Origin of the sequence: Methylorubrum aminovorans, from assembly GCF_022179725.1 — a bacterium.
GTDB classification, from domain to species: Bacteria; Pseudomonadota; Alphaproteobacteria; order Rhizobiales; family Beijerinckiaceae; genus Methylobacterium; species Methylobacterium aminovorans.
In genome coordinates, this window is the sequence record NZ_BPRC01000027.1 from 34,592 (window position 1) to 54,884 (window position 20,293).

General features: G+C 68.1%; 25 protein-coding genes. 4 read left to right on the forward strand and 21 right to left on the reverse strand.

Annotated elements, in window-relative coordinates:
- Positions 1-10: 10 nt before the first annotated feature.
- The 9 genes from MFF24_RS23290 to MFF24_RS23330 form a co-directional block, all read right to left on the reverse strand.
- Entirely contained in the window at positions 11-961 is a 951-nt protein-coding gene (locus MFF24_RS23290) for an MBL fold metallo-hydrolase (RefSeq protein WP_012455892.1), read from the reverse strand.
- Positions 958-1,635, reverse strand: a complete 678-nt coding sequence (locus MFF24_RS23295) for a c-type cytochrome (RefSeq protein WP_012455891.1) — start codon at positions 1,633-1,635, stop codon at positions 958-960. The genes MFF24_RS23290 and MFF24_RS23295 overlap by 4 nt, the downstream gene beginning before the upstream one ends.
- Positions 1,619-2,911: a sulfite dehydrogenase gene (gene soxC, locus MFF24_RS23300; protein ID WP_003597857.1), complete on the reverse strand. Its 1,293-nt coding sequence runs from the start codon at positions 2,909-2,911 to the stop codon at positions 1,619-1,621. Before soxC ends, MFF24_RS23295 begins: the two co-directional genes overlap by 17 nt.
- A 53-nt stretch (positions 2,912-2,964) precedes the next feature.
- Positions 2,965-4,644, reverse strand: a complete 1,680-nt coding sequence (gene soxB / locus MFF24_RS23305) for a thiosulfohydrolase SoxB (protein ID WP_003597858.1) — start codon at positions 4,642-4,644, stop codon at positions 2,965-2,967.
- A gap of 15 nt (positions 4,645-4,659) precedes the next feature.
- Positions 4,660-5,526 carry a sulfur oxidation c-type cytochrome SoxA gene (soxA, locus tag MFF24_RS23310; protein WP_003597860.1) on the reverse strand — a complete coding sequence of 289 codons (867 nt, stop codon included), beginning with the start codon at positions 5,524-5,526 and terminating at the stop codon, positions 4,660-4,662.
- A gap of 58 nt (positions 5,527-5,584) precedes the next feature.
- Positions 5,585-5,914 carry a thiosulfate oxidation carrier complex protein SoxZ gene (gene soxZ / locus MFF24_RS23315; protein ID WP_003597861.1) on the reverse strand — a complete coding sequence of 110 codons (330 nt, stop codon included), beginning with the start codon at positions 5,912-5,914 and terminating at the stop codon, positions 5,585-5,587.
- A 39-nt stretch (positions 5,915-5,953) separates the two neighbouring features.
- Positions 5,954-6,424 (reverse strand): thiosulfate oxidation carrier protein SoxY, encoded by a 471-nt coding sequence (soxY, locus tag MFF24_RS23320; RefSeq protein WP_003597863.1) that lies wholly within the window; start codon positions 6,422-6,424, stop codon positions 5,954-5,956.
- Between the two features lie 27 nt (positions 6,425-6,451).
- A complete protein-coding gene (soxX, locus tag MFF24_RS23325) occupies positions 6,452-6,928 on the reverse strand; it encodes a sulfur oxidation c-type cytochrome SoxX (RefSeq protein ID WP_003597865.1) in 477 nt (158 codons plus the stop codon).
- Between the two features lie 167 nt (positions 6,929-7,095).
- A complete protein-coding gene (locus MFF24_RS23330) occupies positions 7,096-7,671 on the reverse strand; it encodes a thioredoxin family protein (protein WP_003597867.1) in 576 nt (191 codons plus the stop codon).
- 350 nt (positions 7,672-8,021) lie between these two features.
- Between MFF24_RS23330 and MFF24_RS23335 the strand changes: the two genes are divergently transcribed.
- Both MFF24_RS23335 and MFF24_RS23340 read left to right on the forward strand, forming a co-directional pair.
- A complete protein-coding gene (locus MFF24_RS23335; protein ID WP_231343948.1) occupies positions 8,022-8,270 on the forward strand; it encodes a YbbN family protein in 249 nt (82 codons plus the stop codon).
- 33 nt (positions 8,271-8,303) lie between these two features.
- Positions 8,304-8,660, forward strand: a complete 357-nt coding sequence (locus tag MFF24_RS23340; RefSeq protein WP_026105494.1) for an ArsR/SmtB family transcription factor — start codon at positions 8,304-8,306, stop codon at positions 8,658-8,660.
- A gap of 13 nt (positions 8,661-8,673) precedes the next feature.
- Here MFF24_RS23340 and MFF24_RS23345 read toward each other — a convergent pair whose 3' ends face one another.
- The 11 genes from MFF24_RS23345 to dsbD form a co-directional block, all read right to left on the reverse strand.
- Positions 8,674-9,717, reverse strand: coding sequence for a YeeE/YedE family protein (locus tag MFF24_RS23345; RefSeq protein ID WP_012455889.1), 1,044 nt, complete (start codon positions 9,715-9,717; stop codon positions 8,674-8,676).
- Positions 9,718-9,750: 33 nt separating this feature from the next.
- Positions 9,751-10,473 carry a sigma-70 family RNA polymerase sigma factor gene (locus MFF24_RS23350; protein WP_238228345.1) on the reverse strand — a complete coding sequence of 241 codons (723 nt, stop codon included), beginning with the start codon at positions 10,471-10,473 and terminating at the stop codon, positions 9,751-9,753.
- A gap of 94 nt (positions 10,474-10,567) precedes the next feature.
- A complete protein-coding gene (locus MFF24_RS23355) occupies positions 10,568-10,954 on the reverse strand; it encodes a rhodanese-like domain-containing protein (protein ID WP_003597873.1) in 387 nt (128 codons plus the stop codon).
- An 11-nt stretch (positions 10,955-10,965) separates the two neighbouring features.
- Complete coding sequence (locus MFF24_RS23360) at positions 10,966-11,877, reverse strand: MBL fold metallo-hydrolase (RefSeq protein WP_003597874.1); 912 nt, start codon at positions 11,875-11,877, stop codon at positions 10,966-10,968.
- Between the two features lie 21 nt (positions 11,878-11,898).
- A complete protein-coding gene (locus MFF24_RS23365) occupies positions 11,899-12,708 on the reverse strand; it encodes a sulfite exporter TauE/SafE family protein (protein ID WP_003597009.1) in 810 nt (269 codons plus the stop codon).
- Entirely contained in the window at positions 12,705-13,151 is a 447-nt protein-coding gene (locus tag MFF24_RS23370; protein ID WP_003597007.1) for a YeeE/YedE family protein, read from the reverse strand. The genes MFF24_RS23365 and MFF24_RS23370 overlap by 4 nt, the downstream gene beginning before the upstream one ends.
- 3 nt (positions 13,152-13,154) lie before the next feature.
- A complete protein-coding gene (locus tag MFF24_RS23375) occupies positions 13,155-13,580 on the reverse strand; it encodes a YeeE/YedE family protein (protein ID WP_003597005.1) in 426 nt (141 codons plus the stop codon).
- 253 nt (positions 13,581-13,833) lie between these two features.
- A complete protein-coding gene (locus MFF24_RS23380) occupies positions 13,834-14,295 on the reverse strand; it encodes a DsrE family protein (RefSeq protein WP_003597002.1) in 462 nt (153 codons plus the stop codon).
- Positions 14,282-15,130 (reverse strand): L,D-transpeptidase, encoded by an 849-nt coding sequence (locus MFF24_RS23385; RefSeq protein ID WP_003597001.1) that lies wholly within the window; start codon positions 15,128-15,130, stop codon positions 14,282-14,284. Before MFF24_RS23385 ends, MFF24_RS23380 begins: the two co-directional genes overlap by 14 nt.
- Positions 15,130-15,765 carry a DsbA family protein gene (locus MFF24_RS23390; RefSeq protein WP_003596999.1) on the reverse strand — a complete coding sequence of 212 codons (636 nt, stop codon included), beginning with the start codon at positions 15,763-15,765 and terminating at the stop codon, positions 15,130-15,132. Before MFF24_RS23390 ends, MFF24_RS23385 begins: the two co-directional genes overlap by 1 nt.
- Before the next feature lie 39 nt (positions 15,766-15,804).
- Entirely contained in the window at positions 15,805-17,550 is a 1,746-nt protein-coding gene (gene dsbD, locus MFF24_RS23395; RefSeq protein ID WP_003596998.1) for a protein-disulfide reductase DsbD, read from the reverse strand.
- A 102-nt stretch (positions 17,551-17,652) separates the two neighbouring features.
- Here dsbD and MFF24_RS23400 point away from each other — a divergent pair, with 102 nt between their 5' ends.
- Together MFF24_RS23400 and MFF24_RS23405 are read left to right on the forward strand one after the other, a co-directional pair.
- Positions 17,653-18,315 carry a response regulator gene (locus MFF24_RS23400; protein WP_003596996.1) on the forward strand — a complete coding sequence of 221 codons (663 nt, stop codon included), beginning with the start codon at positions 17,653-17,655 and terminating at the stop codon, positions 18,313-18,315.
- A complete protein-coding gene (locus MFF24_RS23405; protein ID WP_003596994.1) occupies positions 18,312-19,628 on the forward strand; it encodes an ATP-binding protein in 1,317 nt (438 codons plus the stop codon). Before MFF24_RS23400 ends, MFF24_RS23405 begins: the two co-directional genes overlap by 4 nt.
- 6 nt (positions 19,629-19,634) lie before the next feature.
- Here MFF24_RS23405 and MFF24_RS23410 read toward each other — a convergent pair whose 3' ends face one another.
- Positions 19,635-19,958, reverse strand: coding sequence for an ArsR/SmtB family transcription factor (locus tag MFF24_RS23410; RefSeq protein WP_003596992.1), 324 nt, complete (start codon positions 19,956-19,958; stop codon positions 19,635-19,637).
- Between the last annotated feature and the right edge of the window lie 335 nt (positions 19,959-20,293).

Below are 20,293 nucleotides of genomic sequence, written 5' to 3' on the forward strand. Positions count from 1 at the left end.
AATCGTGTCGTCAGGTTTGTACGAAGCGATAACTCGCACCAACGCGCTCGACACGTCCGACGCCTGAGCTCGGGAGGTGAAAGCCGACAAGCGTCATCCGCTCATTCGCCAAGCGGTCCAGCAGGGTGAGGCGGGTACGCGCCGCGAGGTCACGGTCGAGATCGCTTCCGAAGGCCCAGGCGGGGCGGCGGAACGACACAACCGCGTGGCTCAAGGCATCCCCGCCGATCAGTACCTGCTCCCGACCGGCTTCGACAAGGACGGAGGCGTGACCGGGCGTATGCCCCGGCGTCGCGACGTAGGTGAGGCCGGGAGCGATGCTTTCGCCGGGCTTACGGCGCTCCACCTTCGCCTCAAGGCGTCGCAGGGTCCGTCGCGAGCCTACGGAGAGGCCCTTAAGCCAATCCGGTACGCGGGTCTCGACATCCTCGCGGGTCCAGAAATCCCATTCCGCGGCCGGCACGACGTAGCGGGCATTGGGAAACCGTTCGCTGTCGTCGAAATCATCGACCGCGCCCCAGAGATGATCGGGATGGGCGTGCGTGAACACCACCTGGGTGATCGCCTCACGTGAGATGTTCCGGCTCTCCAGCGTCTCGCCGAGCTTGCCGGCCGTGGGCTGGAACGAGTTGCCCGAGCCGGCATCGATCAGAATGACTTCCGAGCCGATCCGAACGAGGCTCGGGTTCGTCGGAATCGGGGTGGCCTCCGCGGGCTGACCCTCGGCCTTAAAGACGGCTTCAACTTCCGCGCGCGGCGTGTCGGGCAGCATGAAGGCGAGGGAGGAGGACAGCGTGCCGTCGCTCGCCGTCTCCACGGAGGCGGCGCCGACCCTGAGCGCCGCTGTCTGGTTCGCCGAAGCGCGGCGGACGGGCCACGCGCCCGCGAAGCCCGCTGCGAGGCCACCCAAGAACAACCGCCTGTCGCAGCGCGTTCCCGCGGAGTTGGGACGGCTCGTCATTGGACCGGCGGGGCCTTCTTCGCGGGTTCGGCAGCCTTGTCTGGCGTCACGTCGAGGATGCGAGCGCGGCTCGTGATGGACGCTTCCTTCGGCAGGCAGTTCGTCATGCAGGGCTTGGCCGTCCAGAACTCCTTCTCCGCCGTCTCGCGGTCGTCCATGAAGAAGTTTTTCTCGTTAGGCAGGCGGATGCTGGCGAGGTTCTTCTCGTTCAGCTCGAAGTCCTGATCCTTCAGAATGTCGTTGAGATAGAGGAGATAGGCGGTGACCGAGTATGTCTCGTCCGGCGTGAGGGTCTGTGCCGCGCCGAACGGCATTGCCCGGTGAATGAAATCGAAGACGGTCGAGGCGTAGGGCCAGTAGGACCCGATGGTCTTAACCGGACTGTCGGACTTCAACGTGCCGGACCCACCGGCGAGCTCCGGCCACCGTCCCGCGCCCTCGCCGAACTCGCCATGGCAGCTGGCGCAGCGCTCCTGGAAGACCGTCTCGCCGAGCGCCGCGGTTCCCTTGCCGACAGGAAGCCCCTGGCCGTCCGGCCGCACGTCAATGTCCCAGCCCTTGATCTCCTCCGGCGTCGCGACGCGGCCGATGTTCAGACGCTCCGCCGCCACCGGCGTGGCCGCGAGGAGGACGGTCGCAAGGGCGGCCGAAAGACGGTTACGCGACCTCGACATTCTCGATCTCCCCGCTGGGCAGCACGTGCCAGGTCTGGATGCCGTTGTTGTGGTAGATCGAGTTCAGGCCGCGGTGTTGGCGCAGGGCCGCCTTGGTCGGCTGGACGTAGCCGGTCTCGTCCATGGCGCGGGACTGGATCAGCAGCGGATCGCCGTTCCAGTCGAACTCATAATAGAAACGCGTCAGCGCCTTATCGAGGACCGGCCCGTCGAGCCGCGCGGCCCGCCAGTTGCGGCCGCCATCGAGCGAGACGTCCACGCCCTTGATCGCGCCCCGCCCCGACCACGCCAAGCCCGAAAGCACGGTGAAGCCCTTACCGTGGATGGGCGCCTGCGGACTCGGATTGGTGATGACGGACTTCGCGTCCATGGCCCAGGTGAAGCGCCGCGCCTGACCGTCCGGCATGAGTGCCGTGTACTTCGACGTCTCCTCGCGGGTGTGCCAGGGCTCGTCGCCGACCTTGATCCGGCGCAGCCACTTCACCCACATGTTGCCTTGCCATCCCGGCAGGACGAGGCGGAGCGGATAGCCGTGCTCGGGATAGAGCGCCTCTCCGTTCATGGCGTAGGCGACGATGGCGTCGTCGAACGCTTTCTCGATCGGCACGGAGCGGGTCATCGCCGCGGCGTCGGCGCCCTCCGGCAACAGCCACTTGGCGTTGGTCTTGAGACCGGCTTCTTCGAGCAAGCGCTTGAGCGGGACGCCCGTGTACATGACGCAGTGGATCATGCCGTGGGTGAACTGACAGCCGTTGAGCTGCGCGCCCTTCCACTCCATGCCGGAATTGGCCGCGCATTCGAGGAACGCGATCCGGTTGACGCGGGGGAAGCGCTTGATGTCCTCCAGCGTCAGCATCAGCGGCTTCTCGACGAGGCCGTGGATCATCAACCGATGCTCGGACGGATCGATCTCGGCGATGCCGCCATGGTGGCGCTCGAAGCCCAGGCCGTTCGGGGTGATGATTCCCTCCAGCTGGTGCAGCGGCGTGAAGCTGACCGAACTCTGGCGCGAGGCGGTCAGCCATTCGACGTCGCGGCGGATCACGTCCACCTCGAACTTCGACGGGCGGCCGTAGGGCCGGCTGACGACACCCTCACCGAGCGACTGCGACCATTCCGGTACGCTCGGCGGAAGGTTCTTCGCGTCCGGCGCGGCGGCTGCGCGGCCCGCAAAAGCCCCCGTGCCGACCGCTCCGCCGAGGGCGAGGCCGGTGCGCAGGAAGGATCTTCGAGAGGTTGGCCCGGACGGATCGGGGCGCGGCTTCGGTTCAGACATCGGCCTCTCCGAACTGTTTCAAGTATAGCAATGTGTGAATATATTGGAGACGACTAGGCGCCACGGACGGTGACCTGCGCGGGCGTCGGGTTCACCGTTCCCTTGGCCTTGATGTGCGAGGAGACGACGTCCCAGATCGGCGGGCCGTCGGTGCCCTCGTTGACGCTCGCCCATCCTGCCACGGTGTAGCTGGTGCCAGCCTCGATGGGTTTGCCGGTGCGCAGGAGGGTGAGGTCTGAGATGCGGCTGCCGGCCGGGCGAGCGACGTCGATGGCGTAGGACACGCCGCCCACCCGCACCATGTCGCCACCTTGCTGGTAGTACGGATCGGCGTTGAAGAGGTTGTCGGCCACGTCCTCCAGCACCTCCTTCAGCCGGGCGCCGGTCATCGGCATCCGATAAGCCGCCGGGTAGGTGATGGCGGTGGCGTTGTAGACGTCCTCGCGGGTTATCGACTGGCCGGGCAGGAGGGTCGTGCCCCAGCGGAAGCCGGGCGAGAGGGCAATCTCAGCCTCTCGCTCGGACAGGAGCGCATCGCAGATCATGTCGTCGAGCGTGCCGTTGAAGTTGCCCCGCCGGTAGAGCAGGGCCTCGGTCCGGCCGAGTTCCTCCTTCAGCATCGCCTCGTGGGGCGCACGGATCGACCGGATCTTGGCCGCCATCGTCTTCTCTGGGGCGATGATATCGGAGAAGATCGGGATGAGCTTCGAACGGTAGCCCTTCACGGCCCCGTCCCGCACGTCGAGGTCGACGCGGGTGAGGAACTTGCCGTGGCTGCCCGAGGCGATGAGTAGGGTGTTGCCGACCTTTACCGCCTGAGGCAGCGCGTCGTGCGTGTGTCCGGTGAGTACGACGTCGATTCCCTTCACCCGCGAGGCGAGCTTGCGGTCCACGTCGAAGCCGTTGTGGGAGAGCAGCACGACGAGGTCGGCGCCCTCCTTCCGGGCCTTGTCGACGCTCGCTTGCACGTCCTCCTCGCGGATGCCGAAGGACCAGCCGGGGATCATCCAGCGAGGGTTGGCGATGGGCGTGTAGGGAAAGGCCTGCCCGATCACCGCGACCTTCGCGCCGCCGCGCTCGAACATCTTCGTGGCCTCGAAGGCCGGCTCGTTCCATTCGGCGTCGCGAACGTTCTGGCCCAGGAACGGGCAGCCGAGCCCGTCCACGATCTCCTTAACCCGTTCGGTGCCGAGGGTGAACTCCCAGTGGCCCGTCATGGCGTCGGGCTTCAGCAGCGCCATGCAGTCGACCATGTCCTGGCCCTTGCTCACCATCGAGGTGTAGCTGTTCTGCCAAGTGTCGCCGCCGTCCAGGAACAGCACCTTGTCGCCTCGCTCGGCGCGGATCGCGTCGAGCACCGTGGCGATCCGGTCGAGGCCGCCCATCCGGCCATAGCTGCGGGCCAGCGCGACGTAGTCCTCCGGCGTGAGCGCATAGGCCAGCGGCGAGCCGCCGGGGATGCCGTAGAGGTCGAGGTAGGCGCGTCCGGTGACGTGGGGGACCTGACCGCGCGCCTCGCCCATCCCGAGGTTGGTCGAGGGCTCGCGGAACAGCACGGGCCGCAACTGCGCGTGGATGTCGGTGAGATGGACCAGGGTGACGTTGCCCATCGGCTCGAAGGCCAGGAGGTCGTCCTGGGTCAGGCGCTGCTGGGCGAAGGCGCGGGTCCAGCCCGTCGGCACCAGGGCCGCGGTGGCGGCGGCGATCTGCAGGAAGTCGCGGCGTGAGGTCATGGCAGGATCAGGCCCTCAGTTGCGCACGGCGGGCGTCTCGACCGGAAGGCCGAGGCCGCGCCACGCGACGTAGGTCTCCAGGGCGAGGAACTCGTCGGAGAGCGGCTTGAACGGCGTGGCCCGGACGTCCTGCATGCAACCTTCCATGCGCTCGTGGAGCGGCACCAGCCGCTGGTCGCGCAGGCGGTAGACGGGGAATCCGTTGCTCTGCCCCTGGCTGAGGAAGTCGGCCCGGAGATACTTGCCGTGGTTCTTCTCGTGGCAGCTCGCGCAAGCGAGATCGAGTTGGCCGTTCCGCTGGTAGTAGAGCGATTGTCCTCGCTCGAACCAGGGCGTCATGGGCCCGTCCACCTTCACGGCGACCGGCATCCCGCGGGACTGGTTACGGACGTAGGTGGTCATGGCCGTAAGTTCGGACGAGCCGAAGGCCCAGGGCTCGGCTTTCAGGGCGCCGCTGCGGCAGATGTTGATCCGCTGCTCCAGATTGACCGGCTTGCCGAGCTTCTCGTTCCACTTCGGATAGGCCGCCGCGACGCCCTTCATCGAGGTCGATGCCTCGTTGTGGCAGCTCGCACAGGACTTTCCCGCCGCGCCATCGACCTTCGACCAGAGTTCCTCTCCCTGCTCCACGGCGAGGAAGCCCGGATTGTTGAAGTCGTCGGCCTGCATGTCCTGCGTTTCCTTGGAGCGGAAATACAGGCCGGAGACAACTTCATCAAACGGGGAATTCGGGTTCTGGACCTTGAGGCCGTGCGCCTGCCAGGCCGGACGCTCGGACCCTTCCTTAGCGGCGGGCGCGGAGGGCATGTCCTGCGCATGGGGTGCGACGGCCAGCGCGACGAGCGCGAGCGCGGTGACGGCAAAGGGAATGGGGCGGACCATTGCGAGGGCTCCGGCGCGGCGGGGGAGGCGCTCCGGGGCAATCGGCCCCGGGCGCGCGTCAGGCGACCTTGATCTGCTCGGTGGCCTGGGTCTTCGACCCGTCGTCATCGATCCAAGTGAAGGTCAGCGTGCCGGTTTCCTCGGGTCTGATCTTGAACTGGAAGTAGGGGTTGGCGGAGACCGCGCTCTCTATGTCGGCGCTGAAGATCGTCTTGCCATTCAGGTCGCAGGTGAACTTATTCAGGATCTTGCGCGGGATCGTCTTCCCGTCCTTGTCCTTGCGCTGGCCGGATTCCATCGTGTGTGAGACGAGCGTCTTCACCTCGATGATGTCTCCCTTTGCGACATCCTTCTTGTCCAGTTTGATCCGCGGCTTCACGTCGGCCATGTGGTCCTCCCGTCCTCGTTCGATGCTGTTGCGTGTGGGTTAGCCGCCGCAGCCGCCGATGGTGACCTTCACCTGGCGGACGTCGCTGAAGACCGAGCCGTCGTTCATGCGGGCGACCGCGATGACGTTCTGCGTCTCGGCAAGACGGATGCGCGTGTTCGCCTCGGCGACGCTCGACGGCGTGAAGTGGAAGCTGATGACGCCGGGGTTCGGATTGCCCTCGGCAACGATCATCACCTCCTCGACATAGCTCTCCGGCGTCATCGGCACGTCGACGCTCACCGTCATCGGTACGGTGTTGCCGTTCTCGGCGATCTCGGGGAGTTCGAGCTTGACCTTGCCCCTCACGGGCTCCTTGCCGCGGGTGAAGGCCTTGATGGCCTCATCGGTCGCAGGCTTCGCGGCCAGGGCCGGTCCAGCGCGGAAGGCGAAGGCGGTTGCCACGACGGCTCCGGTGCCGAAGGCCAGGGCTTGGCGGCGGTTCAATGCGGGGATCTTGGCAGAGGTCATGGGAAGCGGCTCCTTCAGCCCGCGAGATCACTTCAGGGTCGTGAGGTAGGCGACGACGTCCTCGACCTGCTGCGCGGTCAGGATCGGCTTGCCCTGGAACTCGGGACGCACGCGATGAAGGCCCTCGATCCGGTAGAAGGCAGGCATCACGGTCGCCTCGGTGAAGACGTGCTTCGGGTTGACGACGATCATGCGCAGATGCGCCGCGTCCCACCGTTCGGCGACGCCGTCGAGGGAGGGTCCGATCTCGCCGTGAAAGGACTCGGTGCTCAGCGAAGAGACCTGATGGCAGCCGAGGCAGTTGCCCTGGCGGCGGTTCACCACGACCTTGGCGCCGGCCGCCGCATTCCCCGGCTTGTCGGTAAGCGGCTCGGGGATCGCGTCGCTGCCGTCGACGGCCACGACCTTGAACGGTGCAAGCCCGGTTGAAGCCGTCTCGGCTCCGGCGGCGGTCGCGAGGACGCAAAGTCCTGCGAGCGCAAAGGCTGTGATCGGCCTACGCATCTGGCGTTTCCTCGGTGCGCCGTCATTGCGGCGGGTGCGGTCGTTTCGAACCGCACGCACTGCCGATGGGCGAACCAATCGACATATGCGAATATTTGCAAGTTTGACGCTTATCGCTTTCGAGTCAAGCGTTAATCAGGAGGCCACCGATCATCGCGGCCGAACTGTTAGCCCCGCCGCGCCGCCTCCGGGGAGCGCAGGTAGTCCTGCAGGTTCGTACGCTCGTAGGCTCGCTCGGCCACGAAGGCGAAGGTTCGCCGGAACTCCTCAGGCGCGACATAACCCCGAAGGCGCAGGACCTCGCGCTGCTGAGGCGGCTTGTCCGCGAGCGTCGATTCTTCCGCCGGGAAAAACTGTATGCTCGGCGTGGAGTAGATCCCGTATTTCTCCGCGAAGCCCTTTTCGGAAAGGGTCTGCCCGTCAAAATCGGTGACTTCGCGCGAACCGATGAAGTTCAACTGCAGGATATCGAAACGCTCGCGGATATACGTGCTCGTCGCCCGATCCGCGAAGTTCACGAGGTGGATCTGCTTGCAGTAGGGACAGCCCTTCAACTCCCAAAGGACGGCAAGACGTTTGCCGTGGTCCCGGGCCGCCCTCAGATCGTCCGACAGGTCGAGGAAGCTTTCGAGGAACCAGGGCTCCCGGTAGAGACCGTCATCGCCCTGGATCGCCTGGGCCATGGCTTTGGAAGGCAGGCCAAGCGCGAGGGCACCCGCAAGGAACCGGCGCCGGGTCGACATGACGTCCCCTCCAAATATTCTTGTTCGTGCATGTGTAGTGCGAATTTCCCGCATCTGGCAATCCGTTGCCCCTGATACCCGCTGCTGCTGTGGCTTTGAGAGGAGGCGAGGTGAAGGGGCGATTGAGTCCGCTGTTCCGGGGCCAATCACAATCCCGGCGGCCACGTCGCTTCCACTCGAACACATTCGATTTTTGCTATATCAAAGTGATGGTCTTGAGCTTGGGAAGGTCGATGCGGGAAACGAGGCGGGCAGTCATGGCGGGGGCTTGGGGGGGCGCCCTATGGCCTTGCTCCGTCGAGGCCGCCGAAATGGTCAAATTCGAGCGGCGCGGCTGCCCGTGGTGCAAGGTGTGGGACAAGGAGATCGGGCCGATCTATCCGAAGACGGATATCGGGAAGCGGGCGCCGTTGCGCCGTGTCGATCTCGACGCAGGCATCCCTCCCGGACTCACGCTCAAGCGCCCGATCCTCTACACACCGACATTCGTCCTCATCGAAGGCGGCGCCGAGGTCGACCGGATCGAGGGCTATCCGGGCGAGGAGTTTTTCTGGGGGCGGGCCGAGCGGTTGCTGAAACAGCTACCGGCTTCCCCGTGACGGGTTTTAGACGGCAAGGAAAAGGGTGAGATGATGCCGTTGCAGCAAGCGCAGCCGGTGACGAGCGCCGAGGCCCCGGGCAGCCTCGACCTGGAACTGTTGCTGGCCAATGCACGTGATGCCAGCGAGCTGCTGAAGGCTCTCGGCCACGAGGCGCGCCTTGTTATCCTTTGCCTGTTGGTCGAGGGCGAGCGCTCAGTCTCGGAACTGGAGCAACTGCTGAACCTGCGCCAGCCCGCCGTGTCCCAGCAGTTGGCGCGGTTGCGGGCCGACGATCTCGTCGAGGCCCGCCGCGACGGCAAGAACATCTACTATGCGCTGGCCCGGCCCGAGGTTCGCGAAATCATCGCTGCCTTGCACCGCGCCTTCTGCAACGGACGTACGCCGTAACCTTTGAAGCCCCTCACGTATGTCGGTCTACGAGAAAGTAGAGACCCGCTCGGGCTCCGACGAGGATCGCGCCGAGGGCGAGCATCGAGCCGACCGACAGCGTCGAGAGACCGCTCAACCCCTGGCCGATGGTGCAGCCGAGGGCAGTGACGCCGCCCGTGCCCATTAGGAACGCGCCGAGAAGGTGGCGCTTCACCTCCCGGGCATCGTCGGGCGCTTCCCAATAGAATTCGCCCGCTTGGCGTGCCGACGCGAAAGATCCGACCAGGACGCCGAAGACCGAGGCCACGCCGAAATCGATCTTCGTGCCGCTCGCGAGCATGGCGTAGAGCAACGTATCGCCGACAGGTCGAGCGAAGCTGAAGGAGCCGACCGCCTGGGTCTCGAACTCGTCGAAGCCCGCGCTTCCGTTGGCCCACCATCCGGCGACGATCACACATCCGATCACGATAGCGCCGACCAGCAGCCGCTTCGTCTCCCGGAAGGCGCCGCTCGTGAGCGCCGCGATACAGAAGCCGACGCCTACCACGACGCTCACGACAATGCGGCCCGCCTGATCGAGCCGCAGGAGAGCGCCGAGGCGCTGGCTTCCGAGATCGACGCTTAACGGCTCAGTAATCGTCACGCGCATGAGCGCCGTCACGCCGCTGATTGCCATATAGGCTGAGAGGCCGAGCACAAGCAGGACGAGGAGGGCTCGTAGGTCTCCCCCGCCGAGCCGAATGAGAGCCCCAAAGCTACAGGTCCCTACGAGCGCCATCCCAAAGCCGAACATCGCCCCGCCGAGGATCATCGCGCCCCATTCCAAGCGCGGCCCCGTGTAGATCGACCGGGAGAGGTCGAGACCGGCAGCGGCTTCCAAAAGTTGGGTGCCGAGGATGGCGATGCCAATCGCCAGCAGCCAAGCACGCGCGCGGCGGGTGTCACGCGCGTAGACGGCATCCTCGATGGCGCCGAGCGTGCAGAAGCGACCCCGCCGTGCGACCGTGCCGAGCAGTGCTCCAAGGGCGAGGCCGAGCGCCGCCCGGAGAAGGTAAGCAGGCAGCGTGTCCAACATCAGCCTAGATTCGTTCACCCTTGAAAGGCCTTGTCAAACGGCCGTGTGAGAATCGTAGCGTCTCGTGACGCACAGCGACGGAACAGTCTGCGTCAGGCTGGCGACAAGTTGGCTCCGTGCGCGGCTCACCCGGCTCTTGACGGTCCCTACCTGGCAGCCGAGGCGGGCTGCCGCCTCTTCGTAGGTGAAGCCTTCGGCCCCCACGAGCAGCAGCGCCTGGCGTTGCGGGAGCGGCAGCGTCCCGATGAGGTTCATCACGGCCCCGAGCGCCACGACGTGGTCCTGGTCCGGTGCCGCCGTAAGCGTCGCGGCGTGCGCGCCCTCGGCGTCCTCGACCTCGCGCCTGGCCTTGCGCATCTCGGTGTAGAACTGGTTGCGCAGGATCGTGAAGCTCCAGGCCGTGAAGTTGGTGCCGGGCACGAACTTCTCCCGGTTGGCCCATGCCCGGACCATCATCTCCTGCACGAGGTCGTCGGCGCGGGCCGCATTCGCGCAGAGGGACATCGCGAACGTCCGAAGCATCGGCAGCGCCCGGAGGAGATCGTCGCGGAACGTGACCCCGAGACGCTCGCCGGATGCGACCAGCGACGCCTCGAACCGCTCGACGAGGAGCGAGAGCCTCTCCGGGATGGCCGCGTGCTCGGCAACCGAGAAGTAATCCCGCAACGGACCCGTAAGATGGGCAGCGATGCCCGCCTTGGAGCAATCGCCGCTGGGCAAAGCCGTTGGATCGGCGGCATGCAAGGTGTCGGTCACGGTCGGATGCCTTTTCGAGTGAGGGTAAGGTGCGACGACCGCACGATGCATTCGTTGTGATGCGGAACCCCGAGCTTGACCGCCCGAACGGTCCTCAGGCGGGGTCGACCGAGGCCCCCGCCTTGACCAGTGCCGGAAAGCCCCCGGCAACGTGGGCGACCGGTCCGAGGCCCATGTCGTTGAGCACCTTGGCGGCCAGGGCCGACCGGTTGCCGGAGGCGCAGTAGAGTACCAGGCGCCTACCGCCGCCGAGCTCGGCCTTGTGGGTCGGGCTCTCCGGGTCGGCCTGGAACTCCAGGAAGCCGCGGGGCACATGGACCGCGCCGGCGATCCTGCCGGTCTTGGCCAATTCCTCGCCTTCGCGCACGTCGACGAGCATCGTGTCGGGCTGGCCGAGGCGTGCGAGCGCCTCCTCGGCCGACAGGGTCTCAACCTCGCGGTTGGCTTCCGCCACCAAATCCTTCGCGCTTCTCATGGTCATGGCTTCCTCCGTCACTCGCCCCAGGCCGCGCCGTCGAGGGCGTCCAGCGGGATCTTCAGGTAACGCTTGCCGTTCGCCTCGGGCTCGGGCAGGCGGCCGCCTCGGATGTTCACCTGCAGGGAATGCAGGATGAGCTTGGGCATCGGCAGTTCGCGGTCGCGTGCCTCGCGCATGCGGACGAACGCCTCCTCGGTCGGGGCCTCGACGAGGTGCGGGTTCTCGGCCCGCTGCCGGGCGACCGTGCTCTCCCAGGCCGCCTCGCGCCCGCCCGGGCGGTAATCGTGCCCAGTGAACAGCCGTGTCTCGTCCGGCAGGGCCATGATGCGCTGGATGCTGCGCCAGAGCGCGTGCGCGCTGCCGCCTGGGAAGTCGGCCCGCGCCGAGCCGCTGTCGGGCATGAACAGCGTGTCGTGGATGAAGGCGGCGTCGCCGATCCGGTAGGCGATGGAGGCCATGGTGTGGCCGGGCGTGAACATCACCTCGACGTCGAGGTCGCCGATCCGGAAGCGCTCGCCGTCGGCGAAGAGCCGCGACCACTGCGAACCGTCCGTCCGGAACGTGTCGGGCAGGTTGTAGAGCCCCTTCCAAAGCCGCTGCACGTCGACGACCTTCTCGCCGATGGCGGTCGGGACGCCGGTCTTGTCGTGCAGGTAGCCGGCCGCCGAAAAGTGGTCGGCGTGCGGATGGGTGTCGAGGATCCACTCCAGCTCGTAGCCCTCGCGCTCGATGTGGGCGAGCAGGGCATCGGCGGAGCGGGTCGCGGTCGCGCCGGACTTCGGATCGAAGTCGAGCACCGGGTCGATGATGGCGCAGCGCTTCGTCCCGGGATCGGCGACGACGTACTGGATGCTGCCGGTCGGCTCGTCATGGAAGCCGGTCACGATGGGACGCCCGCGCAGGGCTGCGATGGTCTGGTCCGACATGAAACGCCTCCTTTTTCGGGTTCAGGTGTTGGCGCCGAGGAGCGGCAGGGCTCCGCGGGCGACGACGTACAGGCCGACCAGGATGACGAGGCCGGCGAAGGTGACGGTCAGGGCTCGCTTGCGCCCGGCGAGCCTCTGGCCGAGGCGCGTGCCGGCGAGGCCGCCGAGCACGCCTCCCAGGATGAACAGGCCGGCCAACGGCCAGTCGATCAGGCCGGAGGCGGCGTAGCTCGCGGCGGTCGCCGCCCCGAAGGCGCTGACCGCGACCAGCGAGGTGCCGATGGCCATCGGCAGCGGCATCGACGTCGCCAGCATCAGGCCCGGCACGATGAGGAATCCCCCGCCGATGCCGAAGAAGCCGGAGAACAGGCCGACCGCGAACCCGATGCCGAGCAGCCAGGGCAGGAGTACCGGGGCGTTGGCCTTCGTCAGGCGCACCTCGGGGTCGCCGTCACCGCGCCGCTTGCGCAGCATCAGGCCCCCGACCACGAGCATCACGACACCGAACAGGGCCAGGAGGCTCTGCCCGTCGACCGCCTTCGCAGCGACCGAGCCGGCCAGCGCGCCGAGGACGCCGGCGACCGAGAATGCCGCCGCGCAGCGCCACTTCACGTTCCCCGCCCGCCATTGCGGGACGAGGTTGCCGGCCGCGCTGACCGACACCGCCAGGGCGCTGGTGCCGATCGCCACGTGTGGCGAGGACACGCCGACGACGTAGGTCAGGAGCGGGACCGCCAGGATCGAGCCGCCCCCGCCGACGAGACCGAGGATCAGGCCGACGACCCCGCCCGAGCCGGCCGCGAGGCCGGATGTCAGCAGGCCGGGCGTCATGCGTCGGCTCCCTGGACCGCCGGCTTCGGGGCTGCCGCCGGAAGAAGGTGAAACGCCAGCATCCCGACGACCATGGCGACGACGAAGGTCACAGCTTGCGCCGGTGCGACCGTCAGCAGGGTGAGGGCGGGCCCCGGGCACAGGCCGGCGAGGCCCCAGCCGAGACCGAACACCGCGGCGCCGGCGATCAGGCGCGGGTCGAGGTCGCGCCGGGTCGGGATCTCAAGCCGGGAGGCGAGCAACGGCCGCCCACGGCGCCGCGCCACGAAATAGCCCGTCGCCGAGACCGCGACGGCGCCAGCCATCACGAAGGCGAGGCTCGGGTCCCAGCGCCCGGTCACGTCGAGGAAGGCGAGAACCTTGGCCGGATCAGCCATGCCGGAGACGAGGAGGCCGAGGCCGAACAGGAGACCGACGGCGAAGGCGGAGGCGGTCTTGGCCATGGCTCAGGCTCCGACGAGATGGCGCACGACGAGGACGGTCAGGATGGCGACGGCCATGAAGGTGCCGGTGGCGACCACGGAGCGGGGCGAGCCACGGCCGATGCCGCAGACACCGTGGCCGCTCGTGCAGCCGGCACCGAGGCGCGATCCGAACCCGACCAGCAGACCGGCGACCACGAGCAGCGGGAACGAGGCATCCACCGTCAGCGGCGGCAGGCTGCCACCCAGGCCGGCGTAGGCGAACGGCGCCAGGACGAGTCCTGCCACGAAGGCGGCGCGCCAGCCCGTCTCGCGAGATGGCGGGGTTAGGAGGCCGCCGAGAATGCCGCTGATGCCGGCGATCCGTCCGTTGAGGAGCAGGAACAGGGCCGCGGAGGTGCCGATCAAGGCACCGCCGGCGAGGGCGCTGACAGGCGTGAAGCCGTCCATGGTGGTCGCTCCCAAACGGTGGTCCGGGGGATGCCCGGCGGGGCGCAAGGGACGTCCTCCCCTGCCAAACCAGAACATTAGATAACTCTTATTTAGCATCATCTAATGGAATGGCAAGCGTGAAACCGACGGCCTGGATTGGGACGCGCAGAGGGGGTGCGGTGGCGCACGGGCGCCTTCGCCTTTGGGCGGACGCCATCGTTGGCGTGGCATCGATGCCGACGGGAGGCTCGCCGTCTCCCGTTCGACCAACTCAGGGATGGATGTAGGCGAACCCCATGCCCTGCAGCCGCGCCAGTTCGGCGACACCGCTCGGCACCACTTCGTCCTCGGTGACGCCGTAGAGCGTGTTGCGGTCGATCTTCCGCTCGCGCAGGGTATGGCCGCAGACGAGGAACCGAACGCCCATCCCCTTGAGGGCATCGATACGGGCGGCGAGCTCCCTGTCGCTCGCGGCCGACTGGAAGAGCCCGACCCCGTCGCCGTGGCTCACCACGCGGATCTCAACGTGGGTCTTGCCCACGGTCTCGACGTGGTTGCGCAGATTGCCGAGCAGGCGCTTGAAGTAGGCGGCTCCGTCGGGGCCGCCGTCGTTGTGGTAGACCACCTTCTGGTCGGCGTAGTACCCGGCCGGCGCTTCCGGGCCGGCATGGGCGGCCCCTACGCCCAGGGTCGCAAGCACGACCGCGATCATCAGGCTCCTAAAGACCGTCATCGTCCGCCTCCCCGTCATAGGCCGGAGGCTCGGGTGCTTCCGACGCGCTGCGCGATAGGTTGTCGAGCCCCGCATGATCGAGGCCGTCGTCCGGCTTCGGTCCGGAGGATGCGCCGTTCCCGAGGCTGCCCGTCGTCTCCGGCGCTTTTGGCCGTGCGGCGTGGACGGTGCCTCGGGACCCGAGCACCACCACCTTCGTGCCGGTGGGGACGCGCCGGTGCAGGTCGATCACGTCCTGGTTCAGCATGCGGATGCATCCCGAGGACACCGCCTCGCCGATGCTCGATGGTTCCGTCGTGCCGTGGATACGGTACAGCGTGTCCTTGCCGTCCTTGAACAGGTAGAGCGCCCTGGCGCCGAGCGGGTTCCTGTCGCCGCCCGGCATGCCGCCGGCCCAGCGCCCGTTCCGCTCCGGATCACGCCGGAGCATGTCGGGCGTCGGCGTCCAGCGCGGCCAGGACGCCTTGCGGGCAACGGTCGCCTCGCCGGTGAACTCGAATCCGGCCTTGCCCACCCCGACCGCGTAGCGCATCGCCTTGCCGCCCTCCATGACGAGGAAGAGGAAGCGTTTGTATGGATCGACGACGAGGGTGCCGGGCAGCTCCTTTGACGGGTAGTCGACCAACTGGCGGACGTTGCGAGCCTTGAGGTCGCGCGGGTCGACCGCCTCGACCGGGAAGGGTTCGTCCGTGACGGCGGCGTACCGGCGCAAGACCTCCGGGGTGATCTGCGGCCGGGCTTCCGCGACGGGGGCCGGAGCCCCCTGCGAGGTCGAGCAGGCGCCGAGCGCCGAGGCGAGCGCGATCAACGTCGTAAGGCGGAGGGGCCGCGGCATCACGAGCGACCCCGCGCTCGGGCCTGGGCGACTGCCTGCCTGAAGCCGTCGTAATCGAGCGCCGCCGCGACCTTGAGTTGGCCAATCAGGAAGACCGGCGTTCCCTGGAGCCCCAGGGCGTCCGCCTGGTCGAGGTTGCGCTGGAGCAGGGCCGCGATCTCGGCCTGGTGCGCCTTCCGGTCCTCTTCCAGGCGGGCGACGTCGACGCCCGAGGCGGCCACCGCCTCCAGCATCCGCTCCTTCGGGATCTTGCGGCCCGGAATCCCCATGAGCGCGCGGTGCACTTCGTCGTAGCGGCCCTGGTACTTCGCCGCGAGGGCGAGTTGGGCGCCGTAGACGGAGGCGTCGCCGAGGATCGGCCAGTCCTTGTGGACGAGGCGGATGCGCCCGTCCGCCTTCACCAGACGGATGAGGTCGGGCTCGGCCTTCTTGCAGAAGGGGCAGTTGTAATCGAGGAAGGCGACGATGGTCAGGTCGCCCTTCGGGTTGCCCGAGACCGGCACCTCCGGGTCGTTGAGGATGGCGTTGGGGTCGACGCCCTGGGCGAAGGCCTCCTCGATGGGGGGCGCCAGCGACAACAGGGCAGGCGCGAGCGCGACGGCGGGCATAAGGGCGAGCAGGGTCCTGCGGTCCATGGTGGTCTCCGTGAAACTTGGTTTGTCGAAAAGGGGGGCTCAGGCGCCGACGAGGGCGAGGCGGCGCTTCAGGTCCTCGACCGTGAGTTCGCCCTCGGTGCGGGCCTCGCGGACCTCGCCGCCGTCGGGGCGCATCAGGATGAGGGTCGGCGGTCCGACCACCTCGAAGCGCCGCATCAGGGCGCGGGTGGCGTCGTCGTCGCGGGTGACGTCGGCGCGGATGACCGAGACGGCCCTCAGCCTCGCCCGGATGCCGGGGTCAGCCAGGACCGTCCGTTCGTTGGTCTTGCAGACGCTGCACCAGTCGGCGGCGAACTCGACGAGCACCGGCTTGCCCGCGGCACGGGCCGCCGCGAGGGCGGCCTCGAAAGCCGGGACGGAGGAGACAGACCGGCTCTCCTCGACGTGAACCGCTCGCGACGGGCCGAAGCCTGCGAGCGGCCGGAGCGGGTCGGTCCCGCCGCCCGCGGCGCCGACGACGAGGGCGCAGCCGTAGGTCACGGCAACGATACCGGCGACCTTGCTTAGCCGGCCCGCGGCACCCGCCCTGAGGACGTCGAACGCCCCGACGAACACGCCGACGCCGATCGCCAGCGCGCCCCAGAGCACGAGGGAGACCTCGGACGGCACGAGGCGCGAAACCATGGTGATGGCCAACGCGAGGAAGACTACGCCGAAGGCCTGCTTGGCCGCGACCAGCCAAGGGCCTGACTTCGGCAGGATACCCGCCCCGAACGTCCCGAATGCGATCAGCGGCAGGCCCATGCCGAGGCCGAGCGCGAACAGGGCGGCGGCGCCGCGCGCCACGTCGCCGGTCTGGGCGACATAGAGGAGGGCCGCGGCGAGTGGCGGCGTCACGCAGGGCCCGACGATCAGGGCGGAGGTGAAGCCCATGACAGCGGCGGCGCCGAGCGCGCCAAGCTTGCCTCCGTTCAGGCGTGACAGCCGGCCGGCGACGCCGGACGGCAGCGCCAGGTCGAACACGCCGAACATCGACAGGGCCAGGGCGGCGAAGGCTGCGGCGAGCAGTCCAAGCGCGGCGGGAGTCTGGAGTGCGTTTTGAAGGTTGCGCCCGGACCATGCCGCCGCCACGCCGAGCGTCCCGTAGGCCAGCGCCATCGCGATCACGTATGTGCCGGAGAGTACGAAACCTCGTCCGGCCGAGAGCCGCTCCCCGGACCGGGCCAGCATGCCGGCCAGCACCGGGACCATCGGGAGCAGGCACGGGGTGAAGGCCAGGAGCAGGCCGAGCCCGAGGAAGGTCGCCAGGACGCCCGCGAGATGGCCCGAGAGCAGGCCGCTCGCGGGCTCGGCCTGCGCGTCCGTGGCCGGCGTCGCGGCGGTCGCGGTCGCCTGCGGACCTAGCGCGGGGACCTCGATGACCTTGTTGATCGGCGGGTAGCAGATGCCCTTCTCGGCACAGCCCTGATAGGTGACGCGCACCTCGCGCACCCCCGCGAGAGCCGCACCCGGCACGATGGCCTCCGTCGCGCCGTGATAGACTTCCGTCGGCCCGAAGTTGGGGTCATCCTTGGTCTCGCCGAGCTGGGTGCTGACAGGAAGCTCCCTGCCGCTCGCGTCGGTGGCGGCGATCTTGTCACGGTAGAGGTAGGTGCCGGGGGCGATGGTCCATCGCAGGCGCAGCGAGAGGTCTGGGTCGCGAGCCGCATCGACGGTGAAGGGCGTCGGCCGCGCACCGGGCTCGCGGCACTGCCCCGGTGACCACAGCGAGGAGCCGGTCCAGAGCAGGGCAGCGAGGATAAGGTGGGTGAAAACGTTCGGCATGGGCAGGGTCCGGGATCGGATCGGCCCGCCGCGGGTCGGAAACGCAGCTTAAGCCAGGCTTAAGCGGGGCCCGGAGGATGGGGGCCGTAAAGGGAGACACGCATGCGCATCCTCGTCGTCGAGGACGACACCATCCTGTCGGACGGTCTCAGGGCTGGTTTGGGCCTGGGCGGGGCGACGGTCGATTGCGTCGCAACCTGCGCCGACGCCGAGGCGGCGCTCGCCACGAGCGCGTTCTCGGCCATCGTGCTCGACCTGATGCTGCCCGACGGCTCCGGCCTCGACGTGTTGCGGGGGCTTCGCCGCCGGAACGACCGGACGCCGGTCGTCCTGCTGACGGCCCGGGACGCCGTGACCGACCGGATCGCCGGGCTCGACGATGGCGCCGACGACTACCTCGGCAAGCCCTTCGACCTCGACGAGCTCTCCGCCCGCATCCGTGCCGTCGTCCGGAGGGCCTCGGGTCGGGCCGCCGCGCTCCTGGAGCACGGCGGAATTCGGCTCGACCCCGGCAGCCTTGCCGTCACCGTCGACGGTGTGCCGGTCGCCGTCTCCCGGCGCGAGGTCATGGTTCTGGCGGCCCTCATGGAACGACCTAACGTGCTTCGCTCCAAGGTCGAACTGGAGGAGCGGCTCTACGGCTGGCAGGAGGAGGTCGAGAGCAACGCGGTCGAGGTCCACGTGCACAACCTGCGTGCCAAGATCGGCAAGCACGCCATCGAGACGGTCCGAGGTCTCGGATACCGGATGAGGGCACTCGCATGAGGTCGCTACGCGTCAGGCTTTTCGCCATCCTCGTCCTCGCCACCGGCCTGATCTGGCTCAGCGCGGTCGCCTGGATCTATCTCGGCTCGAAGCGCGAGGTGGAGCAGGTCCTCGACAACCGCCTGCAGGAAGCCGCCCGCATGGTCAGTTCCCTGGTGGGTGCGGTTGGGAGCGCTGGCCCGGACGGGGCACCCCGAACCTTCCCGGCCCCGACGGCCTACGAGCGGCAGCTTTCTTGCCAGATCTGGTCGCTCGACGGGCGCATGGTAGCGCGGTCGACCGGGGCCCCGGAGCGCCGCCTGACCGACGCGCCGGCCGGCTTCTCGCAGCGCGAGGTCGACGGCGAGACCTGGCGGGTGTTCACCGTGGAGGATGCCGAGAGAGGTGTGCGGGTCATGGTGGGTGATCGTCTTGGCCTCCGCGAGCGCCTCGTCACTGACCTCATCATGGGCCTGGTCACACCCGCCATCCTGATGGTTCCGTTGCTCGGCATGCTGATCTGGGCGAGCCTCGGTCGGGGCTTGCGTCCCTTGCGGCTGATGGCGCGGGACCTCGCGGGTCGCGGCGCCGACGACATGAGTGCGATCGACACAAATCGGACGCCGGCGGAGGTGCGTCCCCTGGCAGACGCCCTGAACGGGCTGTTCCTCAAGGTCGAATCGGCCCGCCGGCACGAACGGGAAGTGACGGCCTTCGCCGCGCATGAACTGCGAACACCGCTCGCCGGCCTCAAGGTCCAGGCCCAGGTCGCCATGGCCGCCACCGACCCGGACGTGGCGAAGGCGGCGCTGAGACAGATCCTTGCGGCCGTCGACCGGACCACGCGCCTCGTCCGCCAGTTGCTCGACGCCGCCCAGCTCGATGCCGCAGGGGAGGCGCCCTCCCTGGCGGAGGTCGACGTCGGCGCACTGGTGACGGAGACCGTGGAGGGGATGCGGACGCCTCCCGGGGTCCGGACCCAAATCGATCCGGGGCTACGGGGCTACACGCTGCTGGCCGACCCGGAAGGCCTGCGCCTCGCAGTCCGAAATCTGCACGAGAACGCCGTGCAGCACATGGTGACCGGCACGGTGGCTTGGGGCGCGCGGCCGCATGGCGAGGGCATCGTCGTTCGCGACGAGGGACCGGGCATTCCGGAGGAGGAACTGCCCCACGTCACGACACGGTTCTTCCGTGGGCGACACAAGAGCGAGACGGGTAGCGGTCTCGGCCTCGCCATCGCCGAGATGGCGTCCCGCCGGAGTGGCCTGAGCCTGCGGCTGCGCAACCGGACGGATCGCCCGGGGCTTGAGGCGGAGATCCTCCCGGGCTGAGACCGGTCAGCCGAGCTCCGGGCAGAAGATGTCCTTGAGGGTCGCCAGCACCCGCGCGGCCCTGGGGTCCTCAAGGCGGTAGTGGATCGTCTGGCTCTCGCGCCGGAACGCGACCAACCCATCCTCGCGCAGCTTGGCGAGGTGCTGCGACAGGGCCGATTGGCTGAGCTCGACCTCCCCGGCGAGGCTGGTCACGTCCATCTCGCCGCGGGCGACCAGCAGGCACAGGATGAGCAACCGCTTCTCGTTGGCGAGGAGGCGGAGCAGGCGGGCCGCGTCGGCGGCCTTGTCCTGCAGGCGCATCAGGTCGGTCGGAGTCGCTACGTCCATCGGTCCGTATCCCAGAATGTCAGCCTTATCTTATTTAGGCGATCCTAATATAAAATCAGGGGCTGTGCTCCTTCTTTGCCCACTCCGCGGCTTCGCCCAGGAGGTCATCAAAGGCTTTTCCTGGTGCCGCCTTGCTGCCATCGTCCCCGAGGTAATCGGGCGCAGGCGCGGAAGGAGTGATCTGCGTCGGTCGCAAAGGCCAAGGGCCGCCATTGTATTGGCGGCCCCCTTTATGGATGGCCCGCCCCTCACCGGGCTGCCCTGCTAGGCTGGCAGGGTAGCGGAGATGAGGAACGGAGCGAGACGATGCCGATCACGGTGTTGGGGATCGACCT

Coding starts and splice junctions, on each gene's coding strand:
- MFF24_RS23340 (WP_026105494.1), top strand. CDS start 8,304: ATGCCGTTGCAGCAAGCGCAGCCGGTGACGAGCGCCGAGGCCCCGGGC.
- MFF24_RS23355 (WP_003597873.1), bottom strand. CDS start 10,954: ATGACCATGAGAAGCGCGAAGGATTTGGTGGCGGAAGCCAACCGCGAG.
- MFF24_RS23375 (WP_003597005.1), bottom strand. CDS start 13,580: ATGGACGGCTTCACGCCTGTCAGCGCCCTCGCCGGCGGTGCCTTGATC.
- MFF24_RS23365 (WP_003597009.1), bottom strand. CDS start 12,708: ATGACGCCCGGCCTGCTGACATCCGGCCTCGCGGCCGGCTCGGGCGGG.
- MFF24_RS23330 (WP_003597867.1), bottom strand. CDS start 7,671: ATGTCGACCCGGCGCCGGTTCCTTGCGGGTGCCCTCGCGCTTGGCCTG.
- MFF24_RS23380 (WP_003597002.1), bottom strand. CDS start 14,295: ATGACGGTCTTTAGGAGCCTGATGATCGCGGTCGTGCTTGCGACCCTG.
- MFF24_RS23295 (WP_012455891.1), bottom strand. CDS start 1,635: ATGTCGAGGTCGCGTAACCGTCTTTCGGCCGCCCTTGCGACCGTCCTC.
- soxA (WP_003597860.1), bottom strand. CDS start 5,526: ATGGTCCGCCCCATTCCCTTTGCCGTCACCGCGCTCGCGCTCGTCGCG.
- MFF24_RS23400 (WP_003596996.1), top strand. CDS start 17,653: ATGCGCATCCTCGTCGTCGAGGACGACACCATCCTGTCGGACGGTCTC.
- MFF24_RS23385 (WP_003597001.1), bottom strand. CDS start 15,130: ATGCCGCGGCCCCTCCGCCTTACGACGTTGATCGCGCTCGCCTCGGCG.
- MFF24_RS23405 (WP_003596994.1), top strand. CDS start 18,312: ATGAGGTCGCTACGCGTCAGGCTTTTCGCCATCCTCGTCCTCGCCACC.
- MFF24_RS23360 (WP_003597874.1), bottom strand. CDS start 11,877: ATGTCGGACCAGACCATCGCAGCCCTGCGCGGGCGTCCCATCGTGACC.
- soxX (WP_003597865.1), bottom strand. CDS start 6,928: ATGCGTAGGCCGATCACAGCCTTTGCGCTCGCAGGACTTTGCGTCCTC.
- dsbD (WP_003596998.1), bottom strand. CDS start 17,550: ATGCCGAACGTTTTCACCCACCTTATCCTCGCTGCCCTGCTCTGGACC.
- soxY (WP_003597863.1), bottom strand. CDS start 6,424: ATGACCTCTGCCAAGATCCCCGCATTGAACCGCCGCCAAGCCCTGGCC.
- soxC (WP_003597857.1), bottom strand. CDS start 2,911: ATGTCTGAACCGAAGCCGCGCCCCGATCCGTCCGGGCCAACCTCTCGA.
- MFF24_RS23345 (WP_012455889.1), bottom strand. CDS start 9,717: ATGTTGGACACGCTGCCTGCTTACCTTCTCCGGGCGGCGCTCGGCCTC.
- MFF24_RS23370 (WP_003597007.1), bottom strand. CDS start 13,151: ATGGCCAAGACCGCCTCCGCCTTCGCCGTCGGTCTCCTGTTCGGCCTC.
- MFF24_RS23290 (WP_012455892.1), bottom strand. CDS start 961: ATGACGAGCCGTCCCAACTCCGCGGGAACGCGCTGCGACAGGCGGTTG.
- soxZ (WP_003597861.1), bottom strand. CDS start 5,914: ATGGCCGACGTGAAGCCGCGGATCAAACTGGACAAGAAGGATGTCGCA.
- soxB (WP_003597858.1), bottom strand. CDS start 4,644: ATGACCTCACGCCGCGACTTCCTGCAGATCGCCGCCGCCACCGCGGCC.
- MFF24_RS23410 (WP_003596992.1), bottom strand. CDS start 19,958: ATGGACGTAGCGACTCCGACCGACCTGATGCGCCTGCAGGACAAGGCC.
- MFF24_RS23390 (WP_003596999.1), bottom strand. CDS start 15,765: ATGGACCGCAGGACCCTGCTCGCCCTTATGCCCGCCGTCGCGCTCGCG.